At 60.4% G+C, this 24,521-nt stretch carries 23 protein-coding genes and 1 pseudogene; 10 read left to right on the top strand and 14 right to left on the bottom strand.

What is annotated here, in order from left to right:
- The first annotated feature begins 35 nt into the window (after nucleotides 1–35).
- Genes ACZXDY_RS00210 through ACZXDY_RS00185 form a run of 6 tightly spaced genes read left to right on the top strand, consistent with a single transcriptional unit; the run spans nucleotide 36 to nucleotide 4,046 of the window.
- Complete coding sequence (locus ACZXDY_RS00210; RefSeq protein WP_028161488.1) at nucleotides 36–545, top strand: Na+/H+ antiporter subunit E; 510 nt, start codon at nucleotides 36–38, stop codon at nucleotides 543–545.
- The gene (locus ACZXDY_RS00205) at nucleotides 538–828 is read left to right on the top strand and encodes an MrpF/PhaF family protein (RefSeq protein WP_464344004.1); all 291 of its coding nucleotides are present in this window, start codon (nucleotides 538–540) and stop codon (nucleotides 826–828) included. Before ACZXDY_RS00210 ends, ACZXDY_RS00205 begins: the two co-directional genes overlap by 8 nt.
- A complete protein-coding gene (locus ACZXDY_RS00200; protein WP_028161486.1) occupies nucleotides 825–1,118 on the top strand; it encodes a monovalent cation/H(+) antiporter subunit G in 294 nt (97 codons plus the stop codon). Before ACZXDY_RS00205 ends, ACZXDY_RS00200 begins: the two co-directional genes overlap by 4 nt.
- A complete protein-coding gene (locus tag ACZXDY_RS00195) occupies nucleotides 1,115–2,062 on the top strand; it encodes an MnhB domain-containing protein (RefSeq protein ID WP_464344003.1) in 948 nt (315 codons plus the stop codon). Before ACZXDY_RS00200 ends, ACZXDY_RS00195 begins: the two co-directional genes overlap by 4 nt.
- Nucleotides 2,059–2,400, top strand: coding sequence for an NADH-quinone oxidoreductase subunit K (locus ACZXDY_RS00190; protein ID WP_028161484.1), 342 nt, complete (start codon nucleotides 2,059–2,061; stop codon nucleotides 2,398–2,400). The genes ACZXDY_RS00195 and ACZXDY_RS00190 overlap by 4 nt, the downstream gene beginning before the upstream one ends.
- Nucleotides 2,400–4,046 carry a complex I subunit 5 family protein gene (locus tag ACZXDY_RS00185; protein ID WP_464344002.1) on the top strand — a complete coding sequence of 549 codons (1,647 nt, stop codon included), beginning with the start codon at nucleotides 2,400–2,402 and terminating at the stop codon, nucleotides 4,044–4,046. Before ACZXDY_RS00190 ends, ACZXDY_RS00185 begins: the two co-directional genes overlap by 1 nt.
- A gap of 272 nt (nucleotides 4,047–4,318) precedes the next feature.
- Here ACZXDY_RS00185 and ACZXDY_RS00180 read toward each other — a convergent pair.
- From ACZXDY_RS00180 to ACZXDY_RS00155, 6 genes and pseudogenes are all read right to left on the bottom strand, one after another.
- A pseudogene (locus tag ACZXDY_RS00180) lies at nucleotides 4,319–4,504 on the bottom strand (DNA-binding response regulator); the annotation flags it as partial.
- Nucleotides 4,505–4,610: 106 nt separating this feature from the next.
- A complete protein-coding gene (locus ACZXDY_RS00175; protein ID WP_464344001.1) occupies nucleotides 4,611–7,682 on the bottom strand; it encodes an efflux RND transporter permease subunit in 3,072 nt (1,023 codons plus the stop codon).
- The gene (locus ACZXDY_RS00170; protein WP_464344382.1) at nucleotides 7,679–8,770 is read right to left on the bottom strand and encodes an efflux RND transporter periplasmic adaptor subunit; all 1,092 of its coding nucleotides are present in this window, start codon (nucleotides 8,768–8,770) and stop codon (nucleotides 7,679–7,681) included. Before ACZXDY_RS00170 ends, ACZXDY_RS00175 begins: the two co-directional genes overlap by 4 nt.
- Nucleotides 8,771–9,988: 1,218 nt before the next feature.
- Nucleotides 9,989–10,471, bottom strand: coding sequence for an MFS transporter (locus ACZXDY_RS00165; protein WP_464344381.1), 483 nt, complete (start codon nucleotides 10,469–10,471; stop codon nucleotides 9,989–9,991).
- On the bottom strand, nucleotides 10,472–11,242 hold the full coding sequence (locus ACZXDY_RS00160; protein WP_464344000.1) for an MFS transporter: 771 nt from the start codon (nucleotides 11,240–11,242) through the stop codon (nucleotides 10,472–10,474).
- Nucleotides 11,243–12,081: 839 nt separating this feature from the next.
- Nucleotides 12,082–13,299 (bottom strand): ABC transporter substrate-binding protein, encoded by a 1,218-nt coding sequence (locus tag ACZXDY_RS00155; protein ID WP_464343999.1) that lies wholly within the window; start codon nucleotides 13,297–13,299, stop codon nucleotides 12,082–12,084.
- An 844-nt stretch (nucleotides 13,300–14,143) separates the two neighbouring features.
- Between ACZXDY_RS00155 and ACZXDY_RS00150 the strand changes: the two genes are divergently transcribed.
- Nucleotides 14,144–14,434 (top strand): winged helix-turn-helix transcriptional regulator, encoded by a 291-nt coding sequence (locus ACZXDY_RS00150; protein WP_464343998.1) that lies wholly within the window; start codon nucleotides 14,144–14,146, stop codon nucleotides 14,432–14,434.
- 100 nt (nucleotides 14,435–14,534) lie between these two features.
- Here ACZXDY_RS00150 and ACZXDY_RS00145 read toward each other — a convergent pair whose 3' ends face one another.
- Both ACZXDY_RS00145 and ACZXDY_RS00140 read right to left on the bottom strand, forming a co-directional pair.
- On the bottom strand, nucleotides 14,535–15,332 hold the full coding sequence (locus tag ACZXDY_RS00145; protein WP_464344380.1) for an ABC transporter ATP-binding protein: 798 nt from the start codon (nucleotides 15,330–15,332) through the stop codon (nucleotides 14,535–14,537).
- Complete coding sequence (locus ACZXDY_RS00140; RefSeq protein WP_464344379.1) at nucleotides 15,326–16,264, bottom strand: ABC transporter permease; 939 nt, start codon at nucleotides 16,262–16,264, stop codon at nucleotides 15,326–15,328. The genes ACZXDY_RS00145 and ACZXDY_RS00140 overlap by 7 nt, the downstream gene beginning before the upstream one ends.
- Here ACZXDY_RS00140 and ACZXDY_RS00135 point away from each other — a divergent pair.
- Nucleotides 16,146–16,418 carry a glutathione binding-like protein gene (locus ACZXDY_RS00135; RefSeq protein ID WP_464344378.1) on the top strand — a complete coding sequence of 91 codons (273 nt, stop codon included), beginning with the start codon at nucleotides 16,146–16,148 and terminating at the stop codon, nucleotides 16,416–16,418. The genes ACZXDY_RS00140 and ACZXDY_RS00135 overlap by 119 nt on opposite strands.
- Here ACZXDY_RS00135 and ACZXDY_RS00130 read toward each other — a convergent pair.
- Nucleotides 16,332–16,526, bottom strand: coding sequence for a hypothetical protein (locus ACZXDY_RS00130; RefSeq protein ID WP_464343997.1), 195 nt, complete (start codon nucleotides 16,524–16,526; stop codon nucleotides 16,332–16,334). The genes ACZXDY_RS00135 and ACZXDY_RS00130 overlap by 87 nt on opposite strands.
- Nucleotides 16,523–17,659 carry an ABC transporter substrate-binding protein gene (locus ACZXDY_RS00125; RefSeq protein ID WP_464343996.1) on the bottom strand — a complete coding sequence of 379 codons (1,137 nt, stop codon included), beginning with the start codon at nucleotides 17,657–17,659 and terminating at the stop codon, nucleotides 16,523–16,525. The genes ACZXDY_RS00130 and ACZXDY_RS00125 overlap by 4 nt, the downstream gene beginning before the upstream one ends.
- 667 nt (nucleotides 17,660–18,326) lie before the next feature.
- Here ACZXDY_RS00125 and ACZXDY_RS00120 point away from each other — a divergent pair.
- Both ACZXDY_RS00120 and ACZXDY_RS00115 read left to right on the top strand, forming a co-directional pair.
- A complete protein-coding gene (locus ACZXDY_RS00120; protein ID WP_464343995.1) occupies nucleotides 18,327–19,283 on the top strand; it encodes a helix-turn-helix domain-containing protein in 957 nt (318 codons plus the stop codon).
- 147 nt (nucleotides 19,284–19,430) lie between these two features.
- Nucleotides 19,431–20,381: a c-type cytochrome gene (locus ACZXDY_RS00115; protein ID WP_464343994.1), complete on the top strand. Its 951-nt coding sequence runs from the start codon at nucleotides 19,431–19,433 to the stop codon at nucleotides 20,379–20,381.
- Here ACZXDY_RS00115 and ACZXDY_RS00110 read toward each other — a convergent pair.
- The 4 genes from ACZXDY_RS00110 to ACZXDY_RS00095 form a co-directional block, all read right to left on the bottom strand.
- The gene (locus tag ACZXDY_RS00110; protein ID WP_464343993.1) at nucleotides 20,371–20,592 is read right to left on the bottom strand and encodes a hypothetical protein; all 222 of its coding nucleotides are present in this window, start codon (nucleotides 20,590–20,592) and stop codon (nucleotides 20,371–20,373) included. The genes ACZXDY_RS00115 and ACZXDY_RS00110 overlap by 11 nt on opposite strands.
- 40 nt (nucleotides 20,593–20,632) lie before the next feature.
- Nucleotides 20,633–21,928: a flavin-dependent oxidoreductase gene (locus tag ACZXDY_RS00105; RefSeq protein ID WP_464343992.1), complete on the bottom strand. Its 1,296-nt coding sequence runs from the start codon at nucleotides 21,926–21,928 to the stop codon at nucleotides 20,633–20,635.
- Nucleotides 21,929–22,023: 95 nt separating this feature from the next.
- Nucleotides 22,024–22,749, bottom strand: coding sequence for an alpha/beta hydrolase (locus ACZXDY_RS00100; RefSeq protein WP_464343991.1), 726 nt, complete (start codon nucleotides 22,747–22,749; stop codon nucleotides 22,024–22,026).
- A gap of 575 nt (nucleotides 22,750–23,324) precedes the next feature.
- On the bottom strand, nucleotides 23,325–24,503 hold the full coding sequence (locus ACZXDY_RS00095) for an MFS transporter (protein WP_464343990.1): 1,179 nt from the start codon (nucleotides 24,501–24,503) through the stop codon (nucleotides 23,325–23,327).
- Between the last annotated feature and the right edge of the window lie 18 nt (nucleotides 24,504–24,521).

Below are 24,521 nucleotides of genomic sequence, written 5' to 3'. Positions count from 1 at the left end.
TTTGAGAGGAGGCCTTCGGAGCGGGAGATGCGCTTATGAGCGTTCCCGGAAACGAAGCAGAAGCGACCTACAGGGGATTGTGGTCGAGTGCCGCTTCGCGAGCGGCATTGTTCCTCTGCATCTGGCTCGTGCTTGCTGGGGCTGACGCCTGGGACTTTCCTGCCGCGGCCGGAGCCGTCGCCGCAGCGACCTGGACGAGCCTGCGCTTACTGGCGCCACGGGCCTCGCGCGGCTTAGCTCGTGCCATCGCACAACTGGCGTTGCCCTTCCTGTACGAGTCCGTCGTGGCCGGTGCGGATGTCGCACGGCGCGCGCTCGATCCTCAGCTGCCCCTGCAACCTGGGTTCGTGGCCTACCCAATCGGTCTTCCGCGCGGTGCCGGTCGTAATCTGTTCACCACGCTCACCAGCCTGCTGCCAGGCACGCTGCCGACTGGAACCGAGAAAGGACAGCTCGTCTACCACTGTCTCGATGTCGGACAGCCGGTTGTAGCACAGCTTACGGCAGGGGAAGCGGCATTGTCCCGAGCGCTTACCAATGACTGAGTTCGTGACCGCTGCGCTCGGCTTCATTCTAGCGATGCTGGCGCTTGGCTTGGTGCCCATCCTACGCGGTCCGGGAGACGCAGACCGCATGATGGCGGCGCAGCTGATCGGGACCGGAGGTATCGCGGCGCTGCTCCTGCTCGGGGCCGTGACGGGCGTACCTGCGGCTGCCGACGTCGCATTGACTGTCGCCCTTCTCGCCACCTTCGCTTCCATCGCGTTTGTCAAAAAGGGACTTCCCCATCTGGACGCTGATGAGGCCAGCTCGACGGAGGATAGATGAGCTTCGCACTGGATATTCTGACTATCGCCGCCGTATCGGCGGGCGCGTTCTTTTTTCTTGCAGGCACCGTCGGCCTTCTTCGCTTTCCCGATACCCTGACGCGGCTGCATGCGCTGACCAAGGCAGACAACCTCGGCCTGGGTCTCGTTGTGCTCGGGCTGCTCCCACAAGCGGGCAGCGTGCGCCACGGGTTGAAGCTGGTCGGCATTTGGCTGCTTGTGTTGCTGGCGGGCGCGACGGTCTCTCAGCTGATTGCGCGCGCCGCACGCCAAGGTGGACCCGCGAGATGACCGTAGCAACCATCCTAGAGATGGTGCTCGGCGCAGTGGTGCTGGGCTTGGGGGCCTGGACGATAGCGGCGCGCGAGACCTTTGCGGCAACCGTGGGCTATGTCGCTTACGGGCTGTTGGTCCCGCTCATTTGGGTGCGTCTGGACGCTGTCGATGTTGCGTTGACCGAGGCCGCAATCGGCGGAGGATTGGGCGGCGTGCTGCTATTAGGTGCGGCTGCACGTCTGCGAGCCAGCGAGCCGGCGTCGGCGGCGGAAACGCCGGGCAAGATCGTGCGTCTGGGCGCGGCGGGAGCCTCCGTGATGGTCGCGGCGGCGCTCTCGGCCGCGGTCCTGCTCCTGCCTGATCCCGCACCGACGCTCGCTCCGGCGGCCATCGCAAATGCCGCGGCGACAGGCTTGGCCAATCCGGTCACCAATGTCCTCATGGCCTTTCGCGCCATGGACACCATGCTCGAGAAAGTCGTGCTTTTGCTGGCGATCGTGGGTGTTTGGTCGCTTGCATCCGACCAGGCCTGGGGAGGGCGCCCGGGGCCGCGGCACCAGGCCGATCCGCACGGCGTCTTCGCCTTTCTGGCGCGCTTGTTACCACCGGTCGGCATCGTCGTGGGCATCTACATGTTCTGGACGGGAGCGGACCACCCCGGCGGAGCCTTTCAGGGCGGCTCGATTCTCGCGGCCATGTGGCTGCTCGTCATCATGGCCGGATTGACGGACACACCTCCCGCAAGCGGCCGATGGCTACGGCTCGTCCTGATCGCCGGTCCCGGCGTGTTCCTTGCCGTCGGTCTCGGCGGGGTCTGTTTTGGTCTGGCATTCCTTGCCTATCCGCCGACGAACGCCAAGCCGCTGATTCTCGGTATCGAGGTCGCCATGGTCCTGACGATTGCGGTCACGCTCGGCCTGCTGGTCGCCGGTGCGCCGGAACGGAGCCCCCAGCGATGACCGACACGACGATATTTGGCCTGTACGCCGCGGCTGCTGTAGGGTTCGGACTCTACGGCCTCATCACGAATCCGCAGCCGCTTCGCAAGATCGTCGCCTTCAATCTGATGGGTAGCGGCGTATTTCTCCTGCTCGGCGTCGTCGGCCGACGGGGCGCGGCAGCGGGTTTTGGCAATGATCCGGTGCCGCAGGCCTTGGTCATCACCGGTATCGTCGTCGCGTTTTCCGCAACGGCTTTGGCCGTCGCGTTGTTGCTGCGGCTCTTTCAGACCGCCGGTTCGGCTACGTTGCGCGATGACGCGCCGGCGAGCGCGAGCATCAATCAATCCGGTGACTGATGTCGTATCCCGCCACAGTTCTGGACGCGGTGACGACAACGCGCGGGTTCCTGCTGGTGCTGTCGATCATCGTCCCCGTGGCAGGCGTCCTGCTCGCCTTCGTTGTCGGTGGCCGGCACATCGAGCGGCTCGCGTTCGCAACCATCCTGTTCGGGCTCGCGATAGCCGCGGCGATCCTCGTGGCGCTGCAGCAGAGCGACGGCCCGCTTGTCTATCTGCTCGGCGCCTGGGCGCCCCCGCTCGGCGTGGCCTTGCGCGCGGACGGATTGTCGGCAGTGATGATGATGGTAGCGGCGGTCGTGATCTCTGCGGTTGGTGTTTTTGCCGGCGCCGATTTTCGTCCCGCCGCTGCGGAGTCCCGCGCGCCCTTCGCGTTCTGGATATTGCTCCTGGGCATCTGGGCAGCGCTCAATATAGTCTTCCTGGGCGGAGACCTCTTCACTCTCTATGTCGCTCTGGAACTGGTGACATTCGCCGCCGTTCCGCTGGTATCCCTGGATGGCCGCGCGGAGACGCTTCAGGCTGCGCTGCGATATCTGCTGTTCGCGCTGACCGGTTCGGTCCTCTATTTGCTCGGCACGACACTCTTCTATGGTCTTTATGGCACCCTTGACATCGTGCTGCTGTCGCAACGGGTTCGGGCGCAGCCTGCTACGCTCGTCGCTGCGGCATTGATGACGACAGGTCTTCTGGCCAAGACCGCGCTCTTCCCACTGTATCTCTGGCTGCCGCCTGCCCACGCCGGCGCGCCGGCTGCCGCCAGCGCAATCCTGTCCGGCCTTGTTGTGAAGGGATCTTTCTTCATCCTGGTGCGGCTCTGGTTCCAGGTCATGCCCGGACTGCCTGGATTCGCCGCCACGCAGCTGCTCGCGGCGCTTGGCGGGGCAGCGATCGTGTTCGGTAGCGTTGTCGCTCTTCGACAAGAACGACTTAAGCTTGTGATTGCTTATTCGACGCTGGCCCAAATCGGGTATCTGTTTCTGATGTTTCCGCTCGCGCTCAGTGCTTCGGGACAGCTCGAGAGTGGCGGAGCCTTGGCGGGCGGTTTGCTGCAGGCAGTCTGTCACGCCACCGCAAAAGCAGCGATGTTCCTGGCGGCCGGGTCGATCTACGCAATCCTGGGTCAGGATCGCATCGCAGGACTCGGCGGTGTCTGGCGGGCGCTGCCCATCGCGGTCCTGGCCTTCGCGCTGGGCGGCGTTGCATTGATGGGCATACAACCGAGCGGCGCATATCTGGCGAAGGAGCTGTTGCTCCAGGCCGCAGCAGAGAAAGGGCAGTGGTGGTGGGCGGTCGTGCTCCAGGCAGGCGGAATTTTCACCGCCGCATATGTTCTGCTGGTGCTGGCACACGTGCTCGCACCCGCAAAGGCGCCGATCGCTTCGGATCGCCCCGCACTGCGCATTCAGGAGACGGCAGCGCTCGCGCTGGCGCTATGCTCGCTGTTGCTCGGCCTTCTGCCTTGGGAGGCGTATCTACCGATCGCGCAAGGCATCCCATCTTACCGGCTTGGCCCCGAGGCGGTATCCAAGACGCTGTCCAAGGTGCTGTTACCCATCCTGGGAGGCACGGTGGTCGCGACTTTGCTGGGTCGCTGGGGGCCTCCGCCTGCACATATAACCTCCTGGAAGGCACTCTCGCGGTAGTCGACCCAATCCGACGCATCGGCCTCGCCCTGGGCGACCTCATTGAAAGGAGTGATGGTTTTCTCCGCCAATGGCCTGTGGCAGGCGTGACCCTCCTTGTGCTGGTGCTGCTGTTCGGCGCTGCAATGCTGATGGGCTCGTGATGCGAATGCAAGCGCGGTCAGCGTCAGGGCGCCACCAGCTTTTTGCGTAGCGGACCAGTTCAGCCCTCGACGACATCCGAGCTCGCGCATTGCCGATGCACGATGCGTTTCGACCGTCTTGACGCTGAGCTTCAGAATCGAGCCGATCGATTTGTTAGTACCTCCCTCCGCATTGAGCTGAACCACTCTTTGTTCTCGCGGGATAAGGAGCTTCCTTGAGTTGTTCTGCTTGTCGAGCTTGTAGTCGTGAAGCAGCTTCTCCAGCAATAAGCTGGTGAAGTAAGGCTGCCCCTCGAGCAATGCCTCCGGAACCATGCTTGTCGGCCTGTTGAGGCCGACAACCGCACAAGGCCGTTCTGATCGGCTATGCCTCGCCGTTGTGGATACGCAACGAGGCAGCCCTCACGCCACAGCCACTTTCTCATGGTCCTGCCTGAGCTGATGAAACGGAAGCGTCGGCGGCTTCCTTCCCCCCGAACCAGGTGACATACAAGGTAGGTAGAAGCACCAGCGTCAGAATGGTCGCGACCAACAGGCCGCCCATGATCGCAAAGGCCATCGGCCCCCAGAACACCGTTGGAGCGATGGGTATCATGCCGAGGATCGTGGACAGGGCCGTCAGCATGATCGGACGGAACCGGGAGCTGCTGGCATCCACGGCAGCCTCCCACGGGCTTTTCCCCCCGGCGCGCTCCGCGTCGATCTGGCCGATCAGGATCACCGCGTTCTTGCTGATCATGCCGAGCAGTGCGAGGACGCCGAGAATTGCGACGAAGCCCAACGGGCGATTGGACACCAGCAGTGCCGCAACGACTCCAATCAGTCCGAGAGGCGCCACGGTGGCGACCATGAACAATCGTGAGAAGCTTTGCAGTTGCGCCATGAGAATGGTGAACATGGCGAGCAACATCAGGGGGACCACGGCCATGACGGAGGCCTGCGACTTCCTGCTCTCCTCCACCGTCCCGCCGACGACCACATCGTACGATGCAGGAAGGGTCTTTTTGAGGTTCTCGATGGCCGGCGTGAGCGAGCCCACCACCGTGTCCGGCAGTGCGTCGCCGGCGAGAGCAGCCTGGACGGTCAGGGTCGGAACGCGGTCGCGCCGCCAGATCAGGGGAAATTCCTGTTCATATTCGAAGGTGGCAAACTGGCTGAGCGGAACCGTTTGCCCGCCCGGCAGCGGCACCTGCAGCGTACGCAGACCATCAAGCGAAACACGCTGTTCGTCGACTGCGCGCGCCACCACGTTGACCAGGTAGATATCATCGCGAACCTGAGTGATGGGTGTTCCGGATATTACGGTGTTCAGGACAGAGGCTATCGCCTGCGAGCTGAGACCGAGAAGGCGGGCTTCATCCTGATCAACACGAATGCGCACTTGGCGGTCGGGCTCCATCCAGTCGAAATTCACCTGCCTGGCCCTGGGGTCGGTGGCAACGATCTGCGCCACCTTGAGCGCGATTTCACGCACCCGCGCGAGGTCGGGACCGCTCACGCGATATTGCACCGGCCATCCAACCGGCGGCCCAAGCTCAAGCGGAGCAACGAACGCGATGGCGTTTGGGATTTCCTCCGCGAGGAATTTCTCCAGTTTCGCATGCAACCGTTCCCGTGCCGTGACATCCTTTGCAACGATGACCGCCTGCGTGAAAAAATCGTTTGGCAACTGGACATTGAGGGGCAGGTAGAAGCGAATTGCGCCGTGTCCCACATAAGTGCTCCACCGCGCGACATCCGGATCACCGGTCAACGCCGCGTCCAGGCGTTTTGCGGCCGTTTCGCTCGCATAGATCGATGAGTTCTGCGGCAGGCTGAGATCAGCGAGCAGTTCCGGTCGATCGGACGACGGAAAGAACTGCCGCGGGAGCAGAGGCATCGCGAGCATGGATGCGATGAAGAGCATGAGCGAGGCGAGGATCGTCAACCATTTTGCGCGCATCGCGAAGCTAAGGAAGCCTCGATATAGGAGGAAAACCCTGCCCGGAGCAGCGTCGCCCGTCTGTGTTGGCGGAGCGAGAATGAGAACTCCCAGCAGCGGCGTGAAGATGACCGCAACGAACCACGACACGAGCAGCGCGATGGCAACCACGGCAAACAGCGAGAATGTATATTCGCCCGCATTGCTGGCAGCAAAGCCGACCGGTATGAAGCCGGCGATCGTCACCAGCGTTCCCGCGAGCATGGCGAAGGCATGGGTCCGGTATGCGTAGGTCGCGGCCTCGACCTTGCTGTCGCCCTGCACCAGCCTGTTGAGCGTGGCGTCAGTGGTCGTCATCGCATCATCGACGAGCAGGGCCAGGGCGATGATCAGTGCGCCGAGGGATACTCGCTGCATGTCGATGTTGCTGATTTGCATGACGGGAAACACGATCGCAAGCGTCAAGGGAATCGCGAGCGCGATGATGAGGCCCGGACGAACGCCGAGACTGATGAAGCTCACGGCAAGGATGATGGCGATCGCCTGCAGTAGCGACGTCATGAACTCGCCGATCGCCTTGTCTACGACGGCGGCCTGGTCCGCAACCAGTTTCGGCTCGATTCCGATCGGCAAATCCGCGGTGATCTGCGCCATCGCCTTATTGATGTTTCTGCCGAGCGCAAGAATGTCGCCACCGTCCCGCATCGCAATCGCGAGCCCGATGGCCGGCTGGCCGTTGACGCGAAACATCGGCTCCGGCGGGTCGGAATAGCCGCGTCGCACCTGCGCAATGTCGCTCAGGCGCAGCATGCGGCCGCCGGCGGCGAAGTTGATGTTTGCGATGTCCTGTTCGGATTGAAAGCCTCCCGATACCTGCAGCGTAATGCGCTCAGTTCCGGTTTGGATCGCTCCCGATGGTCGCACGATGTTTTGTGCTTGCAGCGCTGCAATCAGCGCCGAGCGATCGATTCCAAGGGTGGCGAGCTGCTGCTTCGAGAACTCGATGAAGATGACTTCGTCTTGAGCGCCGAGTATTTCGATCTTTGACACGTCAGGCACAAGAAGCAGCCTAGAGCGAATATCCTCGACACGGTCGCGCAGTTCACGCTGCGTGAAGCCGTCGCTGGTAAAGCCATATATAATACCGAACGTGTCGCCGAAATCGTCATTGAAGCCGGGTCCGACGACCCCGGCAGGGAGCGTGTGACGGATATCGCCGATGTTTTTTCGAACCTGATACCAGGTATCTAAGACCTCCTTCGCGCTGGCGCTTCCTTTCAGGTTCACGAAGATCGTCGTGAGGCCTGCCCGGGTGAAGCTGCGCAGAAAGTCCAGATGAGGCGTATCCTGCAATTTACGTTCGAGCCGCTCCGTCAGCTGCTTCATCGTCTCTTCGACGGATGCGCCGGGCCAGGCGGCCTGAACGACCATAGTCTTGATGATGAAGGCAGGATCCTCGTTCCGGCCGAGCCGGAAATAGGAGAGAACGCCAGCGAGCACCGCAATGATCATGATATAGGCGACGAGCGAACGGCGCTTGAGCGCCCAGTCGGAAAGATTGACGCCGATCATGACCCTGACCCGAGCACGCGGACCTTCTGACCTGGATGAAGGGCCTGGACTCCGGCGGTGACGACAATTTCGCCGGTATCAAGTCCCTGGGAAATGACCGCCTGCGCCTCATCGAATCGCGCGACATCGACGTTGCGTATTGACGCAGTGCTGGTGGACGGATCGACAATCCAAACCGCAGGTTGTTGATTCATCCTGGTCAGGGCCGTCGATGGAATTTCGATCATCGGCCCCGCATTGGTCTGGACCTGCCCCACGACGGTCGCGCCGAGCCGCATTGCCGCGGGGGGATCGGTCAAGCCGACCTTGACCTCAAAGGTCCGGGTTACAGGGTTGGCTTGCTCGGCGACCTCGCGAATCCGCCCCTGCGCCGTGACCTTCGGATCATCCGTCAGGCGTACGGTAATCTGCGGATTGGGCGATGCGGACCTGATCAATTGGGCGGGGACATCGAACACCGCATCGCGACCGTCGTGCCGCGCAATCCTGGCTATCATTTGTCCGGCCTGGACGACTTCGCCGGCGCGGGGACCTGTCGCGGTTATGACACCCGGCGCGTCCGCCTGGAGCTCGGTGAAACTGACCAGGTCATGTGCGGATTTTAGCTGAGCCTCAGCCGCGTCTACCTGTGACTGAGCGGTTTGTTGCGCCTTTGATGCAACATCAAAATTGGCTTGTGTGGTCCATCCCTGTGCGAGCAGGGTCTGCTGACGATCGAAATGGTTGCGTGCTTGCGTCAGCTGGCCTTGCGCGGCGGCAAGGGCAGCCTGCGCCTGGCGCAGCCCGTTCATCTCGTTCTGGGACTCCAACTGCGCCAGAACCTTCCCGGCTTTGACCCGGTCGCCAAGCTTGGTGTCGTTCGCCAGGAGGCGTCCGGAAATCCGGAAAGCCACGCTCACCTCATCCTCGGCTTCGATGCGACCGGTAAACGTAAGCGGCGTACCCGTCTCGCGCTTTACGACGGTTATCGTCCGAACCGGGCGAGGCGTGGGTGCAGCTGCAGTTTCTGTTTCCCTCTCGCAGGCTGCTAGCACCAGGGAAGATGCCACTGCCGCAAGTGCCACAGTGAGCGTCGATCCTGGTAGCATTCGGCCGCCGCGCGTAGCCATGACCAGCCTTTTGAGTTTGAGTTCCGGAAGGCCCGCCGGACAGATCACGATCACAAAATCGACCCGCCCTCAAGACATCCGGCCAAGAGCGCGGTCCGGCGAACCATCGGAACACTCCCTTCCCTAGACTCTCCGCGGATGTCGGGATTGTAACGGAATGATCCTCCCTTTTGCTCAGGGTTTTGTCCGATGTCGCGTCATGCTCTGGCGACCCTCAATGAGGTCATCGCCCGTGGCAAGATGAGCTGGGTGGTCGGCAGTTCGGACGATAGCATAGAAAAAGGGTTCAGGCCACATCCGAGCAGCTCGCCCATCCCCAACCACTCGCTATCGCGCGTCGATCTCACGCGCTTCGATCGGTAAACAATGCTGTCACACGAAGCCGTCGCCCACATCAACGCGGGGCTCCCCACATGCATAACGACAACAGTCATGTCGAAAGGAGCCGTGCATAGCATGCGGTCCATGCCGAGCTGGACGGAGTACCAGCTCCCCTATGCTGAGTTGACCCGCCGGGTGAATGCCGATGACCGACGGCGCGGTCTAGCGTCGGCGTCGGGCAATTCCGCACCGAGGATACGCGCTCCTGTCATTGCGAGCGCTCCGGCCTGACTGTATGCGAATGGAGATGTCGCCTTGGTGACATCTGCTTTGGTTGCGCACTCTGCCGAGGAGCCACTCCTGTACAGCACTCGGGATGGAACTTTGGTATGCCGACGGTCACCGCCATACTCATATCCGCCCACAAGACCAGCGGCAGAGCTATGGCAGCGACGTGAAGGATATGCTTCATGGTGCTGACCTTTCGGGTTTGTTGACGGTTGAACGCCTTGGCGCAGCGCGTCATTTTCCACTGGTTGCAACGTCGCATTGAGACTGCAGCCTTCGTGGTCCCTATCACAAGCCTTGAGAAGGGAGGATCAGTATATCGGGTACATCGCGGCAGCCATTTTAGCTTATTTGACTGAGCGAGGAATGTCGCCCAAAGCGGCGATCGCGGCCCGTACGCCAGATGTCTGCTTATCGCGGGTATCGGGCTGAAGTTCTCCGACCGTGGAGCGCACGAGCTCGAGGCCAGCTGAGGAATTGCAGGCACTGCAGGACGTCGTCGACACCTTGCAGCAAGAGCGCGACATGGCCGAAGAGACGTTGACCAGTTTGATCGAAGCGATGCGACCTCTTTGCGGCGAGCGCACTTTATTCGGGTTTTTGTGAAGCGAGAACGCGCATTGGAAGGTCACGCAAATCGTGCGCGAGCGGCGTTGCCTGCGGCGCTAGGATCTCGAAGGTTCGCTCTTGGTGTGTCGGCGGCGCTGTTACCAAGCGACGGGCTACGGTTAGGAGGGCCAACAGCAGGCCGACGGCAGCCATAAAATAGAACACGCCGTCGATGCTGAACCTCGCCATCAAACTGGTGCCGATCAGCGGGCCAAGGATCGAGCCAAGCCCGCTGACCAGGATGAGCCGGCCGCTCACTGCAATAACCTGATCGGCTGGCATTTGGTCGTGCGCGTTGGCGACACAGACCGGGTAAAGGGTCGACATGAAGCCGCCGAGCAGCGCAGCGGCGGGCAAGATCACCGGGCGCGAGTGCGGCAAATAGACCACCGCGATCGCGGTGGCAGCAAAGCCGAAGCTCAGCATCGATAACACGATGCGCCGGTCGAATTGATCCGACAGTCAACCGATCGGAACTTGGAACGCGAGCCCGCCAAGCACAGCGATCAACATGAAGGTCGCTATCGTCTCGCGTGCGATGCCTTCATCCTGCATCCATGCGGGAACGAGCGAGTAGAAACTGGCGCTGATCAGCCCGCTCACCGTGCAGCCGGCGACGGCGACGGGCGCCGCGCGGAACAATTGGCCGAACGGCAGCGAAGCCGACGCGGTCCCGCGGGGCGGTTCGGCCCGCGTCGTGCTCACGATGACTAGAGCCACAGCGAACAGGACAGCGATTGCATTGAAAGGTTCTGCCGCTTCAACCTTGGCATGGCCGATCAGCAGTTGTCCTAACGCAAGAGCGAGGAACGTGCCGAACATGTAGGTTGAGAAAATCTGTCCGCGCTCAGTTGGCTCCGCCTTGGCGTTGAGCCAGCTCTCAGTGGCGATGAAAAGACCAGAGCAACCAAAGCCGATGACCGCACGCAGGATCAGCCACGACAGTGGGCTCGCCAGAAGCGGCATGGTTGCGGTCGCGGCGACGACCGTTCCTGCGAAGGCGGCATAGGCGCGGATGTGACCAACCGCTTCGATGATCCGTTCGCAACGCAACGCGCCCAGTGTAAAGCCGGCAAAATAGCTGCTGAGCACCAGGCCAGACATAGTCGGCCCAAAAACCTCGATTGCGACACGCAACGAGATGAAGGTGCCGAAGAAACCGTTGGCGAGTTGGATGATGCTCGTTGCGAGGATCAGCATCCCGATCTGCGCTCGCGGCGACTTCGACAGCATCAGCCTTCTCCCTTGCAACAGTTTCCGACGACTCACGCGCTCAAGCTAGAGCGGTCTTCGGCGATCGGGCGGTGCCGTCGAGTTCGTCGTCGCGCCCGATGGGCCCGGTCCGAAGATCGACAAGAGGTCCAACTTTGCACTTCGCCGACATGACCGGCCAGCAAAGACAGTATTTCGACCATCGGCTCGCGAACCCGAGAGCCTCGAAATTTTCCGCGCGCAATTCCGCGCTTCAAGATAACACGCAGGCGCATTGACGGAGTGGTCAAGTCTGATGGAACCTTGATTATCGATCACGAGAGCGGCGATTTGAGCGCTGCAGCAAATTTGGTGGTTGAATGTCCCATTGGGGTCAAACTGAGAAAGACTCAGCCCGAGCAAATGTCTTCCGTGCTACTGCCGGAAGCGGACACTGCGCGATACAATCGGCGTGTCTCAAAGGGCCAATACGCAACCAACAGACATCGCAATATCATCGCGGCTGATAATGGGTCAGCACCTGTACCATTTCTATCTGCTATCCGCCGTTGAATGTGGGCGGATAAACTCTGCCCTTCCTTCAAACACATCAGGCAACAGCCGATCATGGAGGTAAGAAGCCGAAGGAGAAAAGCCGTGGAAAACAAGCCATCGCTATCCGCCCCCTTACGTCGCAGAGGCGAAGCCGCTGCGCCCGCATCCGCTTGATCTCCTCATCAAGCGCGTCCATCTCCTCATCATGACGATTAGACCGCGATACGGTCGCATCGTCGGCGCGCATCTTGCTGAACGCCTTCTACGGAGAGTTTTTTTGTTTCGGCCATGATTTCCGGTCCTCTAACGCTGTTGGACGGGAATGCCTAGTTATCGAGGTTGGCAAACGCCGTCTCTAGAACGTCGCCAATCGGCTGCCAAGTGCGGCCGTCGAATTGAACCAATCGCATGTGCTTGATTGGCCGGAAATTCAATGGACCGGTGGTGATCTTGATGCCGGGCAAAAGGGCGGAGCTCTGATAGTCCTTTAGCGCTGCAGCCTGCTTCATGACATTCTCACGCGACAAGTCATTGCCAGACTGCCTGAGCACCTGCGCCAGCGTCTCGGCGGCGGCGTATCCGAACATGGCGGCGCTTTCGTCCCTGCCACCGATTCGTTGATATTTCTCCAGAAATGATTGCCAATCAGAGCCGGACTGTCCGACCTTCCAAGCCGGATCGTCGGCGTCCTTGAGGTATGCGGCAGTGATTACACCTACCGCATTGTCCAAGCCGGCAGGTTTTAGAGCCATTGCGATCGACGAGGCCATCTGGTTCAGGATGAAGGTGGGACGCCAATTAATGTCCGCTGCCAGGCGGATCACTTTCGCGGCGTTTGAGGCTACGCCCGCAAAGACAACGACTTCTGCACCTGATCGCTTCAGGATCGATACGTGTGTGTCTAGATGTTCGTCCCTAAGATCGTAGGCGATACCGACCCTGATCATTTGGGCGATCTCTCCTAGCCCATCCTCCAGACCCTTGATGATCTCACGACCGAAGTAGTCGTTCTGCCAGAGAACCACGATCCTCTTTCCCGGGTAGAATGCCTGGATGTAATTCGCGTAGATGCGTCCCTCTTCTCGGAACGAAGGCTGCCAGCCCATTGTCCATGGGAACGAGCTTGGATCGCTGAGATGATCGTCGCCGGAAGCAACAAACAGCTGAGGGATCTGTTTTTCATTCAAGTATTTGCGAACGGCGAAATTGCCTGGTGTACCGAAGGAACCAAACATCAGGAGAACATTGTCCTGCTCGACAAGCGCACGCGTCAAGCTCAGGGAGGATGCCGCATCAGATTTGTCGTCGTAGGAGATGAAGCGCACTTTGCGGCCATTGATGCCACCGCGCTCATTGAGCATCTCAAAATAGGCCGCCTCGGCCTTGCCGATTGCCCCGAAGATCTCAAGGTTTCCACTATACGGCATGAGATTGCCGATGCGGATTTCGTTGTCGGCCACCTCCTCACGCACGCGCTCCGAGATCGCGCCCAACGAGGCAACAGCAACAGCGATGGTCAGCAGGGTCCGGAGCAGCGTATCCATTGCAAAAACTCGACTAGATGGAGTGCGCTTGCGTAGATTTCGCGCCTGCCGGATTGATTACTTGATCTAGATCAATAGGGGGCTGCTTTGGCGGTGTCAGCGGCGCGGCTGCCGCCGCGAGGTTGTTGTCTTTACTGCGCGCAAAAGTGACGGGTCAATTTAGCTGACGCAAAAACGATCGGCGTCGCAACGGTATATGTTCGCCCGGAATGAGCGCCTGCCGGAGCGTGGGCATTTGACCTTTGACTACAGTGTTCTCCAAGTCTGCTAGTGGAGAACTAGCCGACATTGTTGGTGTGCGGCAGAGGTGCGCCACGGGCAACACTAGAAGTCCACCCGCCCATATCTCACTCAAGCTGCCGCCTTATGTTCCTTGTCAGCACCGCGCATCACGATCTTCAGCGCGTCAACGGCAGCTGCAGCGCCCTCACCTCATCCCACGGCGCGCATCCAGACGCGGGTGGATTGGCTCGACCTCGGCGGTGCGGGCCGGGGATCGGCTTTGACTTCGTGCCAGCGGCCAGTCGTGCTTGAGACGCTCAACAAGGTCCGGGTTTGCGATATACGGTGTGCCGAAGGCGATCAGATCCACCAGCCCAGTGCCGGGCGAAGCCTGGGCGCGCTCGCGGTCGTTGAAGCCGCCACACCAGATGAGATTCGAACAAGTCGGCCATAGATCATCCTTCGAGTAGTTTCCTGCCGAAGGTTATTCTTTGGCAGTCATTCCCATCTACACACCAATTGGGCAGTGGTCGGCGGATGAAGATCATCAAGCGACTACCGCACTTGCCGGTCGAGCGCGCTAGGGGTCCTTTAGGGACGCTGGAAGGCGGTCATCCTTTATGTGCTGCTGGATGGCCCGCAACGCACATGCGAGCTGGAAAAGCGCATTGCGGGCATCTCGCAGAAGGTGTTGATCGAGCAGCTGCGAGCGCTCGAGGAACATCGAATGGCGAGCCGGCAGCCCAGCGCCGACGATAGTCAGGGGATCGAATACCTGCTCACCCCGCTCGGCGAAAGCCTGCGGCCCGTGTTGGATTCCCTGCGCGCTTGGGGAGCCTATCACGCCAAAGAGCTCGATGAGCTCCATAGGCTTCTGCCATGCGATGCTGTCGTTCGCGATCGTCCGACCTGACGCCTATCGGCTATCGCTGCAGGCGCGCCAGCGCAGCCTCGAAGTACCTCGCGCAGGCGCCGTCGAGACATCGCACGTGCCGTCGACCCCTGGCCGTTGCTCACCAGTTCGCATCCAATCCAAGCAGCCCCAGAATGTTGCTCCGTAACTCCGCCAGCTTGGGATCGCCGCGGTGCCTGGGGAAGGGACGATCGACCGTCACGTCGGCCTTGATACGCGCGGGGCGATCGCTGAATACGATGACGCGGTTGGCCATGAAGACCGCCTCTTCAACGTCGTGCGTCACCATCAGCGCGGTGAAGCCGCTGCGCTGCCAGAGCGCGGCGATTTCCGCCTGCATGGAGATGCGTGTCAGCGAATCGAGCTTGCCGAGTGGCTCATCCAGAATAAGTATTCTGGGCTTGTTCACCAGCGCTCGTGCCAGCGCGACCCGCTGGGCCATTCCTCCCGAAAGCTGATGCGGGTAGACGTTGCGAAACGCAGAAAGTCCGACGAGGTCGAGCGCCGCATCGACGCGGGGGCGTTGGCTCTTCAAGACACCCTGCGCTTCGAGCCCGAGCGCAACGTTTTTCCAAACGGTTCGCCACGGAAACAGCGTCGGATCCTGAAACACCACCACCCGCGACGGGAACGGCCCGTTGATCGGACGACCATCTTCGAACAACGCGCCCGATCGCGGCGGTTCAAGGCCGGCCACCAGACGCAGCAAGGTCGACTTTCCGCATCCCGAGGGACCGAGCAGCGCGACGAATTCGCCCGGTCTTACGTTGAAGCTAACGTCATTCAGTACCGGCAGCGCGGCGCCATCGATGTCAAAGGCGTGGCTGACGCCCTCGACATTCAGCGACGCGCCGACGGCAGCCGGCCGATCAGTTTCAGCGATAGCAACCGCTACCATTTGACGACGGCTTTCTGCCAGACCAGCAGCCGGTCGCGCGTCTTGAACAGCAGAGTGATCGCGCCGGAGCACAACAACGACATCACGATCAGCGCGGCATACATGTTTGTGTAAGCTGCCCAGCCCTGCGCCCATTGCAAATACCACCCGAGCCCGGCCTTGACGCCGATCATTTCGGCAACGACCAGAACGGCAAAGGACGATCCAAGACCCATAAACAAGCCAACGAACACGTGCGGCAGCGCCGCCGGAATTGCGACCTTGAGCACCAGGAAGGAAGGCTTCGCCCCCAATGTTCGCGCGACATCGTAATAGGCATTGCTGACGCTTGCGACGCCCGACCAGGTCAGCACCGTGACCGGAAACCCGGTGGCCAGTGCGATCAGGAACGTGCTCGCGCTCCAGCTCGACGAAAACGTGAACAAGGCAACTGGCAGCCATGCCGTTGCGGGCAGCGGCCCGATGAAGCGCAGGACAGGATGTACCCAATAGCCGACGGCGCGCGACCATCCAATCAATACGCCGGTGAGAAAGCCGATCGCGGCCCCGAGCGCATAGCCGACAAGCTGAAGCTTCACCGATGCAATGGTGCTGGCCAGAAGCCTCGGCCAATCGTCGGTGTAGACTTCGACGATGGCTTGCGGCGGCGGAAAGAACGGCAATGGCAGCCATGCGAACTTGGCGGTCGCGATTTCCCATATGGTCAGGAACAGCCCGAACGCCAGCAGCCATGGCGCCCCCGACTGCAGGCCGCCACCAAATCGGCCAAACAGAGTTGCGGCGAGAATGCCACCAGCGAACACGAATGACGCGATTGCCACGTCGTGGGTCCGCGACCAGTCGCCGAGGTCTTGCCACAGCAGGCAGGAGAGTCCGAAGCCCGTCCACGCCAGGCCCGCCAATGCACCCGACGCATTTTTCGCAACCGATATCGGACACGACAGCGAATGGCTCGCGGGGGCGGCTTTCTCTCCGGCAGATCGCGCCAGTGCCGGCGTCTTAGACTTTGTCGAATACGTCGACATAAATCCGCTCGGCGAATTTCGCGCTATCCGTGCCTGGCTTCAAGACCGAGACGCGATTTAGATCGTCCGCATCGGTCTTGCCCATAGCGATGCACTCCAGAAGCTGGTCGGTCGGTGAGCTCATATTGATGCACATGCGGTGGTCGCGTCTTTCGGCATCTTCGATCAACCGGTCACGTCGACGACCACGCGGTTGGCGAGCTTTTGGGGATCCGTACTCTGCCTGATGATCGACGCCCGTTTGAGGTCGCTCGTGATCTTGACGACCTCCCGACGCAACGCATCGCCGTCAGGATGGTGTCCATGCGTGTGGTTGCGCAGCATCGCCGCAAGGTCTGCGACCGGAACTTTCGGTGTGTATGGTGCGAAGACCTCAGCGGCGTCATTGGGGTTGGTGGCGACATGGACGGCCGCATCGTGGATGGCATTCGTCAAGGCGGCGACCGTCGCGGGATCTTTTGCCCACAGAGAAGCACGGACACCCATCGTGCAGCAGGACAGGTTGCCGTAGTCGCCGGAGAGATTCGAGGCGATCTCCACCAACTCGCCGTTGCTGCGATGCTGTATCAGCCACGCTGTCGGATCGGCGTCTGCGATCGCCTGGACTTCCCCGCGCTTTAGCGCGATTGGCAGCAGATCCGCAGGAAACTCGCGCCATTGAACGTCGGTTTCCGGGTTGATGCCATTGTCAGACAGCAAGATCGCAAAGAAATTGCGGGGCGCGCCGGAAATGCTGGACACGCCGATCGTCCGGCCTTTGAGTTTCGTGATATCGGTGATGCCCGATGTCTTGCCGGCGAACAGGCGCGTGCAGCCGCCGTGCAGGCCCGTTGTGAGCTTCACATCGATGCCCTGCTCAAGCGGCTTGAGCCAATTCAGCAGCATGCTCGAACCGGCGTCGGCTTTGTCCGTCGCAAGCGCCTGCAGCATCTGGTCGGTCTCGCCGGCGACCTGAATAAATTCGACATCCAGGTTATGCTTGACAAAATACCCGTGATGCAAAGCGACCGGCACCGCCGCAGTGCAGATCCCGCTGCCATTGTACACAAAGCGAATGTGTCGTGGCGGCCCCTTCGGATCGGCGTAAGCGCTCTCGGATGCTCGGCAGATCGGGATCTCGCCGATGCCGTTCGCGGCGGCCGTCGATCCAAAGCCGGGGAACGCGTTCGCCGCTTTCAACACAGCAAACGAAGCGGCGGCACCCAGCACTCCTGCGAAGCCGACAAACTTGCGTCGAGACACCGGCGCGAGCCAACTGCGATCGGGCGATGCCGGTCTTGAGGATGCCTGAGGATCGTCCATTCCTTGCTCCTGAATCGTCGAGAACGTTCGGGTTGAGAGTGTGCAGTGGATGCTGCATAGTGGTGCAAGATCGTGCCGCAATGTCGACCTTCACCTTGTCGTGCCGGCGACGTTGCGCGGCCGTGGAGCGGCGCTCGATCGCATCGATCGTGAAAGCAAACGCCAAATCCAGCGACCCGGGCCGCATCGACACGACGCAACCGCGCTGTAAGCCGACGCGACCACGGTGACGATCAAGCAAAAAATGTGCGCTCTCGGCTTATTGAAACAGTACCAAGACTGATCATTCCAATTGCACCATACCCTGTTGCGCTGGCCCGGACGCACGATGTCGTGATGCGGCACTGCGTGGTCGACATTTGAACAGACGCGATCTGCCTGGGCTTGCGATCGCCCGAGGAACGACCCGCGCCGCGCGAGAGGGAGTGAACCGCTCGACAAGCGATGTCCGCAATGGGCGAAGTCGAAACTTTCAAGTTCGAAAGTCTGCAGCCGATCTGCGTCACCTTCGCTTTGCTATAGACTCACGATCGCGCGCTTCTGCAAGATTTGATTGTGCGAACCCGTTGAAACAGTTCGGACTGTTGTCTTCTCTCGAAGCCTCAAACCACAGTCTGAAAGGATCTAGGCGACAATGCGGAGTGCTGCTCTTCTCAGGTCACCGGAGTTGAATTACGAACAGTGGCGGGATCTGTTGCGCCCGCACTTTGGGCTGTACACGGTAGACGATCCTAAAGTCTTTGCCGGCAGAGTTCGCTCCCGGAGCATCTTCGGATTCAATGCGTCGGAAATCAGCAACAATATTCGCCATTGTGAACGGACACACCGTTGCGAACGGACACAAAGGGATATTCATCTTGATGGCGTTGATCACTGCTATGCAGTATTTCAGGTCGATGGGCGATCAACAATCGTTCAGAATGACCAGGCCGTAGAGCTGGCGGTGGGAGATGTCGCATTCATAGATTCGACCCGCCCAGTGACGTACGTTAATGATGGCCACGAAGAGTGGCTTTCTCTGCAGTTACCTCGCCAGTGTCTGATCTCCGCCCTCGGATTCGAGCCACGCGGTGGCCTTCGTGGCCACTCTGGAACGCGTGCATCACGCCTGCTGTACCAACTCGTTCTGGACGCCGTCGACGACGAGCAACCTATGCCAACGTCGGCTGCCAACTATATGCAGTTGGCGGTTTACGATCTGATCGGAGCAGTATTCGCGCCGGCGGATCCAGCTCCAGGCTCTCTTCATTCGGATCGGTTGTTTAAGCGTATCTGCGATGTCATCAAGGATCGCTTTGCCGACCCAGATTTCGGTCCGAGTGAGATTGCTGCCGAGGTCGGTATTTCGCTACGCTACCTTCAAAAACTGTTCACGAACCGCGGTTTTACCTGCAGCCGCTTCATTCAGTCAGTGCGCCTGGATCAAGCTGCGCGCACCATTAAGCGCCGGGGGTCGACGAAGTCGGGCCAGCCTCTGAGCACGATAGCCTACGCGTGCGGGTACCGCGATTACACCAATTTCGCCCGTGCATTCCGCCAACGCTTCGGTCACGCACCCGGCGTTCATGTGCAGGGCGACAACATTCAACCCGTGCGTGATGTAAGGCACGAAAGGGCGCGTTAAGCCCACGACGCCGCTTGCTCAGTGGCCTAGCTTTAATGGCACGCTGCCGACAGCTGCATCGCGAGATTTGTCGCCAGCGTGAACCGCCGGCAGATTCCATTCTGCTCAGCTCACGTCCCCGTGCGCATCATTTGTCTAGGAGTAGCAATGCAAAACATCGTCGGGCTGGTGGCGTTGATCGCCATCGGCGCGTTATTGGCGTGGTCTGGTTTCCGCACTTGGCGTGTTAAAAACCGCATCGTCAAGTGGGGGGGTACAGGCCTGTTGGTGCTGCTGTCCGTTGCGGTGTTATCGGTCAGCGCGCTCACGTCGCTCGGAATGATCAAGCAGCACAGCCGCTCGGCGCCCGTTCCGGACATCAAGATTGTGGCAACCCCTGAACTCGTTACGCGTGGCAGGGATATCTCCGACGGTCTGTGTGGCGCCTGCCATTCACACACTGGCACGCTCACCGGCGGCTACGATCTCGCCGTAGAACTCCAGGTTCCAATTGGGTCCTTCGTGGCTGCCAATCTTACTCCAGCCGGACCATTGAAGCACTGGTCCGATGGCGAGATCTTCCGCGCCATTCGCAACGGCGTTGACGCGGAGGGCCGGTGGCTGACAATGATGTCCTACGTCAATGCCGGCCGACTGAGCGACGACGATATCAAGGCTGTGATCGCGTATATTCGTAGTTTACCAGCGGCAGGGGATCCGACCCCGGATCCGTCCGATCACATGAATATGCTCGGCCTTGCCATGCTCGGCGCAGGCATGCTGCCAAGCGGCAAGCCGATCGTCACCGGACGTGTCTCAGGGCCGTTGAAAGGGCCGACCTTTGAGTTTGGCGAATACATCCTGGCGTATCAGGACTGCCGTGAGTGCCACGGCAAGAACCTGAGCGGTGGCGTGCCTGGACAGTTGGCGCCGCTCGGACCAGACCTGAATCTGGTCAAGGACTGGACGCTGGCCGGCTTCATTGCGGCCATGCGCACCGGCATCGATCCCAACGGTCATCAGATCAGCGAACAAATGCCGTGGCGCTCCGTCGGAAAAATGGATGATGACGAGCTGGCCGCGATCTATCAGTATCTGACGCATATGCCTAACTCATAATGCCGCTGGTATTTGCGAGCATCAGCACACTGCAGCGGGCCGACGAAGTCGTCGGCGCGCGCGCGCGCGGCCCGGCGTATTCATAAGCGCCGTGCTCGACCTGCAGCGTTCTGGATTGAAGCGCTTTCGCCAGCCGGATGCTGACTTGATGATCGTTGCGGGACGTGCAGATAAAGAGAATCACGCCACGGCGGCATGACAGAACACCCACCTGTCTTCTCCGAATCGCCCGAGAAGGCTTCCCGCAGCTGCTACTCGTGGTTGGCGAGTCCTGTTAACCGTGCATAGCCGCCAATGATGTCAGCGAGCTCTGCGGACGTGATCACGTCCTCCACGCAATTGAAGCCGTTCGGTGCGCGCTCGGCCACCAGGTCCAGCACACGCTCGGGCCCGCCTCTACGATTATTGCGCACGACCTCGGCAGTCTTCGGTAGTCTCTCGGCCTCATAAGCGCTGAGCGCCGCCTCAGGTGCCAGTTCGGACAGGAGCCTCGCCAGGCACCGCGCATCGAGAACGGCCTGGGCTGAGCCGTTCGAGCCGGTGGGATACATGGGATGCGCCGCATCGCCCAGCAGTGTCACGCGGCCTTGGGTCCACCAGGGAAGCGGATCGCGATCGCACTCCGGGTACTCAAAAAAACGCGGCGTAGCCCGGATCAGCGCCTTGACGTCGAGAAAGGGCAACCGCAGGCGCGTCGCGAAGGGCAGCACCTCCTCGAGCTTGCCGGGGCGAGACCAGTTTTCACGCTGGGGCGGCGGTGATGCGCCATTCGCCACCTTGCCGTTCATCACCCAGTTGGTCAGCCGCGTTCCCGCCGATCCGCCCTGGGCGATCGGATAGACGGTCAGCTTGGCCATCTGGTCGGCGGCGATCAGCATGACATTGCCGCCCTTGAAGACCGGCCAATCCACTACTCCCCGCCATAGCTGACTGCCTTGCCAGCAGATGCCGCCGTCCGCCGGATGCAGCAGGGCGCGCAACGCTGAGTGGATGCCATCAGCACCTACCAGCACGTCGCCACGCTCCTCCGCTTCGGTGCCGTCGGCCAGCGTGAAGCGTGCCGTGACGCCGTCGTTATCTTGACTGAAATCCTGCAGGCGATGGCCGTTGCGCAAACTGCCGGTTGGCAAGCGGGCCTGCGCCGTTCCCCACAGAACGCGGTGCAACCTGCCACGATGGATAGAGAGCTGGGGCATATCGTGCCCGGCCCAGAGGCCACACGCGCTAGTCCATATCTGTTGTCCGAGATGATTCACATACCGCAGTTCGCGGGTACGGATGGCGATATCGTCGAGGTCTCCTAACAAACCGAGCGACATGAGCACGCGGGCGCTGTGCGGAAGGATGTTGATGCCCACGCCGAGCTCCCCGACTTCCGTAGCCGCCTCGAAGATAGCGCAAGGAACGCCCAACTGATGCAGCGACAATGCCAGCGTCAATCCGCCGATCCCTCCTCCCGCAACAAGAACGCGCCGGCTGAGAGATCCATCCTGGCACTTGTTTTGCAGGCTGCTGGTTGATGGCTCATGATTCTTGTTCATCGGCATCGTCTTTCACCACAGAATTTGCCGAGCTGTCGCAGCTCGGCCGCCGCGAGCGTACCGCGGAAGCAGCAGTTCGATTGCCGCCATTGACATCTGATTTAGTCGCGGCCGGCCTCTAGGATGGCCCTCGCTATCCGGTCCGGATGTGTGAAGCATATTTCATGAGACCCCGGAATCTGGACGAGGCGGAAGAGTCCAAGCTTCTCCGAAAGTCTCGGATGCCATGGATGGCTGTGCGACCCCGCAATATCCTCGGTACAGTTGATGTAGGACTTTCCAACGTCCATGTCGGCCGGATTGGTGGATAGACGGATCTTGTCCCTGAAGGTTTGCATCGGGTGCGGATTGAGCATGTTGTAGGCTTTTTGCGCTGTCTCAAGGTCACCATCATTGATGAAAGCTTCACGAAACACAGCGAACGGCAATAGGACCGAGCCATCATTCCGTTCTGCTGCGAGCGCCTCCATCGCGGCGACATGATGTGGTAAAGTCATATCGAGGACGGACTCTCCATCGTTGGGAACGTAGGCATTCCAATAGACCAGGCGCCGGATCCGGTGTAGGACGCGATCGGCCACTCCCGTGATCACCATCCCACCGTAGCTGTGCCCGACGAGTATTGTATCCTCACTGCCGGTCTCTTCCAGATATTCGACGATGGATTCTATGGCTTCTGACAAGCCGACCGTCTTCGAGTCACCCGGTCGATTGCCTTTTATTGTAGGGGTATGGACATCATGTCCCATGGCCTGAATCAGGGAAGCCACAGTTTGGAGGGTGGCACCTGAGTGCCAGGCGCCATGTATAAGCATGTAGTTCGCCATGCAGTTTGCCTTTTCACGATCAAATGCTTTTTGCACGCCACACCAGTTTGATCGCATTCCGAGGAGAACAATCAACCGTTCAAGGATCGATGGTTACGGTGGATCAGCATCGACCGGTGCTACCGATCACCAAATAGGGCGACGCCTAATCTGGAACAGAACCAAGATTAGCGAATCTCGATGTACCGTTGAGCGATGGTTGCTCTGTATCTACGTTCATTCGCATTGGAATGGCCCTCCTCGAGCTTTCCGCAGAAGCTCAACTGGTTGGACGACGCGGCCACTGATGCTCTGCGTGGCGTTGGCTTTCGAGATGCAATCACCAATCGTCCTGTGACGCCATTCAGTCGCGGAAAGATGGAAGCGGAACGCCTTTGCCGCAACACGTGAGCTCAGTTTCTCCAGGTTTCGTGATAAAAGGTAAAGCCGTAGCCGCGTTCGCGATGGCGATGTTTGCGGCGATATCACAATCGTTTGCCAGTGATCTTGCCGGTCAAGCCAGCGTCATCGACGGCGGCTTGTCGGCTCGCGGCTTCAGTTTTTGGTCTTATTTCTATCAGTGTGATGCGGCCGGGCTACACATCCGCTGTTTCGCGCGGTTGGGCCGACGCTCGGTGGATGATCCGGAGATGAGCCAACTCAGCCATAACAAGCGCAACGACTATTGATGCCGAACCGACCAGACTTAGATAGTGCACGTCGATAACGAGAATGGCGATGCCGCCCAGCAAGCCTGAGCAGGCAAGCCCTGCATATAGGGCGGTGTTGTTGAGGGCCAGCAACAGGGGCGCGACGTGCGGCGCAAGCGTCACCAGCCGGTGTTGCTGCGGAACGTTCAGCCCCCAGCCGGAGATACCCCAGATCGCGACGCTGACTAGTGCCGTCCCCATATGCGCGGAGGTCCACGGCAGAGCCGCGAAGTTGATCGCAGCGACGATAAGCGCGCCGTTGATGATCTCACGACTACCAAAACGGTCGACAAGCCTGCCTGACAGAAGATTGCCCGCGGTTGCCGCAACGCCCCAAAGAAACAGCATTCCGGCCAGAACACGGATGTCGCCCTTGGTGACGTGATCGAGCGTTAGCCCAATATAGGTGTAGACCATCAACAATCCGCCATAAGCAAACAGAGTGGTCAGCAATGTCAGAGCAATGCGACTATCATGGAGCGGACGGAGCCTTTCACGCAGGGTGATAGGCGGAGGCGTCGGGATGGCCCGAAGCATAAGTGAAACGCCGATCATCGCTATCAGGCCAAGCCCAGCGACGGACCACAGTGTGCCACGCCACCCGCCAAGGCCTCCAATAAATGTGCCGATCGGCGCTCCCAGTGCGGTTGCACCGGCAAGTCCCGCTGTGACGATCGCAAGGGCGCGGCCCCTTTTTTCATGCGCAACAAGCGCGGCCGCTGCGCCGAGCGCTGTGGGGGCAAACATCGCCGCGCCGAGTCCGGCCAGGGCGCGGCTGATAAGGACGGTATTGAGGTCGGTCGCAACCGCGCTAAGCGCGTTGCCGACAACAAAGATTCCGAGCGCTGACAGTAGCAAGAGTTTGCGTGACCATCCGCCCGCGACAGCGGCTACGACTGGGGCCAGAACTGCGAATGACAACGCGTAAATCGACACCATTTGTCCCGCAGCACTGGCGGAAGTGTTCAGTGAGGTCGAAATGCTTGGTAATATACCAGCGACAACAAAATTGTCCGTTCCTACAGCGAACATTCCAACGGCGAGAACAAGTAGTCGACGATCCATGGTTGGCTCTTAGTTTGT

This window comes from Bradyrhizobium sp. LeoB3, assembly GCF_055456055.1.
The sequence above is the reverse complement of the archived record's forward strand: the minus strand, read 5'-3'. Positions and strand labels throughout refer to the sequence as shown.

Bases quoted from the DNA above. Each gene is read 5' to 3' on its own strand.
- ACZXDY_RS00210 (WP_028161488.1), top strand. From the start codon at position 36: ATGAGCGTTCCCGGAAACGAAGCAGAAGCGACCTACAGGGGATTGTGG.
- ACZXDY_RS00205 (WP_464344004.1), top strand. From the start codon at position 538: ATGACTGAGTTCGTGACCGCTGCGCTCGGCTTCATTCTAGCGATGCTG.
- ACZXDY_RS00200 (WP_028161486.1), top strand. From the start codon at position 825: ATGAGCTTCGCACTGGATATTCTGACTATCGCCGCCGTATCGGCGGGC.
- ACZXDY_RS00195 (WP_464344003.1), top strand. From the start codon at position 1,115: ATGACCGTAGCAACCATCCTAGAGATGGTGCTCGGCGCAGTGGTGCTG.
- ACZXDY_RS00190 (WP_028161484.1), top strand. From the start codon at position 2,059: ATGACCGACACGACGATATTTGGCCTGTACGCCGCGGCTGCTGTAGGG.
- ACZXDY_RS00185 (WP_464344002.1), top strand. From the start codon at position 2,400: ATGTCGTATCCCGCCACAGTTCTGGACGCGGTGACGACAACGCGCGGG.
- ACZXDY_RS00175 (WP_464344001.1), bottom strand. From the start codon at position 7,682: ATGATCGGCGTCAATCTTTCCGACTGGGCGCTCAAGCGCCGTTCGCTC.
- ACZXDY_RS00170 (WP_464344382.1), bottom strand. From the start codon at position 8,770: ATGCTACCAGGATCGACGCTCACTGTGGCACTTGCGGCAGTGGCATCT.
- ACZXDY_RS00160 (WP_464344000.1), bottom strand. From the start codon at position 11,242: ATGCTGTCGAAGTCGCCGCGAGCGCAGATCGGGATGCTGATCCTCGCA.
- ACZXDY_RS00155 (WP_464343999.1), bottom strand. From the start codon at position 13,299: ATGGATACGCTGCTCCGGACCCTGCTGACCATCGCTGTTGCTGTTGCC.
- ACZXDY_RS00145 (WP_464344380.1), bottom strand. From the start codon at position 15,332: ATGGTAGCGGTTGCTATCGCTGAAACTGATCGGCCGGCTGCCGTCGGC.
- ACZXDY_RS00125 (WP_464343996.1), bottom strand. From the start codon at position 17,659: ATGGACGATCCTCAGGCATCCTCAAGACCGGCATCGCCCGATCGCAGT.
- ACZXDY_RS00115 (WP_464343994.1), top strand. From the start codon at position 19,431: ATGCAAAACATCGTCGGGCTGGTGGCGTTGATCGCCATCGGCGCGTTA.
- ACZXDY_RS00105 (WP_464343992.1), bottom strand. From the start codon at position 21,928: ATGCCGATGAACAAGAATCATGAGCCATCAACCAGCAGCCTGCAAAAC.
- ACZXDY_RS00100 (WP_464343991.1), bottom strand. From the start codon at position 22,749: ATGGCGAACTACATGCTTATACATGGCGCCTGGCACTCAGGTGCCACC.
- ACZXDY_RS00095 (WP_464343990.1), bottom strand. From the start codon at position 24,503: ATGGATCGTCGACTACTTGTTCTCGCCGTTGGAATGTTCGCTGTAGGA.